We start from the raw sequence: 3,535 nt of genomic DNA on the forward strand, positions 1-3,535 counted from the left end.
GCTGGAGCGCCGGATCGCTGCCACACCCGGGCTGGACTTCGGCGAGGGCGCGATCGCTGACGCGGACGAGCCGGAGATCTTCAGCCGCCACCTGCGCGATGCGGTGAAACGAGCGCTTGTCGCTGAACGCCAGCCCGCACGCCGGCTTGAGCTCATGAACCAGCTGCTCAGCGCACTCGGCGACGACCAGTCGGGCGTCGTCAAGGCCTCCCAGCTGCTCTCCGCCGCGACCCCGGCCGGGCCGGGGCGTGCGGCATACGACCTCCGGCGACCGGCCACTCCCCTGTCCGACGCTGCACTGCTGACGAACGCCCACGGCGAGCCAGGCATCGGTGCGGAGGTCCGCGCGGAGCTGCCGAGCGCCGACCACGTCGACGCGATCATCGCCTTCGTCAAGTGGTACGGACTGCGCGTGATCGAGCCCGAACTCGGGCTCGTCCACTCCCGAGGAGTGCCGCTGCGGGTCATCACGACGACCTACATGGGCGCCACCGAGCGGCAGGCGCTCGACCGACTCGTCCGCGACTTCGGCGCGCAGGTGAAGATCCAATACGACTCTCAGCGAACGCGATTGCATGCGAAGGCCTGGCTCTTCCGTCGCAACACCGGCTTCGACACGGCCTACGTCGGGTCGAGCAACCTCTCGAGGGCCGCGCTCCTCGACGGGGTCGAGTGGAACGTCCGCCTCTCGTCCGTCGCGACCCCCGCGATCCTGCAGAAGTTCCGTGCGACCTTCGACAGCTACTGGGCCGACCCGACCTTCGAAAGCTACGACCCCGACCGGGACGCAGACCGACTCGACGATGCTCTCGCCGAGGCGGGCGGGCGCACTACGAACGACCGGGTGACGCTGTCCCTGTCGGGTCTGGAGGTGCGGCCCTACGCCTACCAGGCCGGGATGCTCGAACAGCTCGAGGTCGAGCGTGTCGTCCACGACCACCACCGCAACCTTCTGGTCGCAGCGACCGGCACGGGCAAGACCGTCATCGCCGCCCTGGATTATCGCGGCCTCTCGCAGGCGGCCGGCCGCCGCCTCAAGTTGCTCTTCGTTGCCCACCGCAAGGAGATCCTCACCCAGTCGATGCGGACCTACCGCGAAGTGCTCGGGGACGCCGGATTCGGCGAGCTGTATGTCGGCGGCACTCGACCCGAGCGGTGGGAGCACGTCTTTGCCTCGGTGCAGTCGCTGGCGGCCTACGGGATGACCAACAGCCCGAGGGATGCCTTCGACGTCGTCGTCATCGACGAGTTCCACCACTCCGAGGCGAAGACCTACCGAGCGATCCTCGACCACCTCACTCCCACCGAGCTGCTCGGCCTGACGGCCACGCCGGAGCGCGGTGACGGTGTCGACGTCCGCGACTTCTTCGAAGGTCGCACCGCGGCGGAGTTGCGACTGTGGGATGCCTTGAAGGCCGACCTCCTCACGCCCTTCCACTACTTCGCCGTCGCCGACGGAACCGACCTGCGCAGCGTAGACTGGTCAGCCGCTAGCTACGACTCCACCGCGCTCGCGAACGTCTACACCGGCGACGACGTGCGCGCCCGGATCATCCTCAATGCGCTGCAGGACAAGGTCGGTGACCTGCGGTCGATGCGCGCACTCTGCTTCTGCGTCAACGTCGGCCACGCCCACTTCATGGCTGAGCGCTTCAACCGGGCGGGTATTCGCACCGAGGCCATCACTGGCACGACTCCGGCCCGAGACCGCGAGCGCTTCGTCGCCGACCTGCGCGACGGACGACTGCAAGCGATCATGTCCGTCGACGTCTTCAACGAGGGCGTTGATGTCCCGACGATCAACACCGTCCTCTTCCTCCGCCCCACCGAGAGCTCGACGATCTTCCTGCAGCAGCTCGGTCGTGGGCTGCGGCGCGCGCCGGGTAAGGCCGTCCTCACCGCGATCGACTTCGTCGGGCACCACCGGAAGGAGTTCCGTTTCGACCAGCGCTTCCGCGCGATGACCGGCAGCACCCGCTCGGAGCTCGTCCGCGACCTGACGCACGGCTTCCCCTTCCTGCCTGCCGGCACGCAGATCATCCTCGACCAGCAGAGCCAGGAGCTCGTCCTGGACCACATCAGGGAGCAGGTCACCACGAGATGGACCTCGGTCGTGGCCGAGCTCAAGGGTCACCCGACGGACGACCTCTCGAGGTTCCTCGACGAGTCCGGGGTGGAGCTGGCGGAGATCTTACGCGCTGACCGGTCCTGGTCTCGACTGCGCCGCGACGCGGGGCTGGCCGTGCCTACACCCGGTCCGGCTGAGGACAAGCTGTACAAGCGGGTGCGGTCGCTCGCCCATGTTGACGATCCCGACCGAGCCGCGGCATACCTTACCTGGTTGGCCGACGACGCGCCGTCGTACGACGGGGCGCCCGCCCCGGCGCAGGCCTTCGGGCGGATGCTCTTCTTCTCCCTCTGGCCCGACGGCGGCGGCTTCGACTCGTATGCCGCGGGCCTGGTGTCGCTGCAGGGCGAGACCGCCCTGCGCGAGGACCTGCGCGCCGTGATTGCAGTCGGTCTCGAGCGGGCCCAGCGCGTCACGACACCGCTGACTGGGGGCCTGTCCGCGCGACCGCTGCGGGTCCACGCGAGGTACAGCCGGGAGGAGATCGTCGCGGCGCTCGACTACGTAAGCATCGACGGGCGAAAGCCCAACAGCTTCCGTGAAGGGGTGCTCTTCTCGCCCGCCGCGAACGCGGACGCCTTCCTCGTCACCCTCAACAAGTCCGAGGCGGACTACTCCCCCACGACGATGTACCAGGACTACGCAATCAGCCGCGACCTCTTCCACTGGGAGTCGCAGTCGAGCACGTCCGTAGCGTCGAAAACGGGCCAGCGATACCTGCACCACGAGGAGCTGGGGAGCCACGTGCTCCTCTTCTCCCGCCCGGCAAAGGTCACGGAGTTCGGGACCGGCGCGCCCTACCTCCTCCTTGGTGAGGCCAGCTACGTCGAGCACCGCGGCGAGCGCCCAATCGCCATTACCTACAAGCTCCACCGGGCGATGCCCGCCTCCGATTTCGTGGTCGCCAGCGTGGTCGCTTGATGGCCCACCCATCATCTGTTGGGGGACATGAGTCTTAGGGGAACGCTGCGACCCGACGAAGGACGTGATCCTTTGTGGCAGGGTGCTCCAGCTCCTTGGCGCGCTCCCGCAGGATCGACCGCGATACGAGGTCGGCAAGGATGAGCGCGTGCGTGAAAGACAGGTCCTTCTAGCGCGCTGCTACCAGTTTGGAGATGACGAGGTTGTGAGGATCGAGGCATATTAAAGCGCCCGAAGTTCTCTGCCGCTCTCATACGGGCTGCGGCTCAGCAGCGTAGTGGGCGGTCTCGTAGTCGACCGGGCTGACGTACTCAAGGGAGCTGTGCAACCGTTGGTCGTCGTACCAGCCGACCCAGCCATCGGTGGCGTACTCGACGTGAGCGACAGTCTTGTAGGGGCCGTCGGGGAAGACCGTGGTGCAGATGCATTTCGTCTCGTATAGCCCGTTGATGTGCTCCATGCGCGCGTTGTCGCAGGCGTCGCCGA

At 67.3% G+C, this 3,535-nt stretch carries 2 protein-coding genes; one reads left to right on the plus strand and one right to left on the minus strand.

The features are described 5' to 3' along the window. A partial coding sequence (locus Q0R63_RS22335) for a DUF3427 domain-containing protein (RefSeq protein ID WP_366521197.1) occupies window positions 1–3,049 on the plus strand: 3,049 nt, incomplete at its 5' end. Between the two features lie 250 nt (window positions 3,050–3,299). Here Q0R63_RS22335 and Q0R63_RS22340 read toward each other — a convergent pair. Then, window positions 3,300–3,535 (minus strand): integrase core domain-containing protein (locus Q0R63_RS22340; RefSeq protein ID WP_295702307.1); only part of this gene is annotated, 236 nt, incomplete at its 5' end.

It is taken from the genome of Lapillicoccus sp. (genome assembly GCF_025353065.1).
In the GTDB taxonomy this organism is placed as follows: Bacteria; Actinomycetota; Actinomycetes; order Actinomycetales; family Dermatophilaceae; genus Lapillicoccus.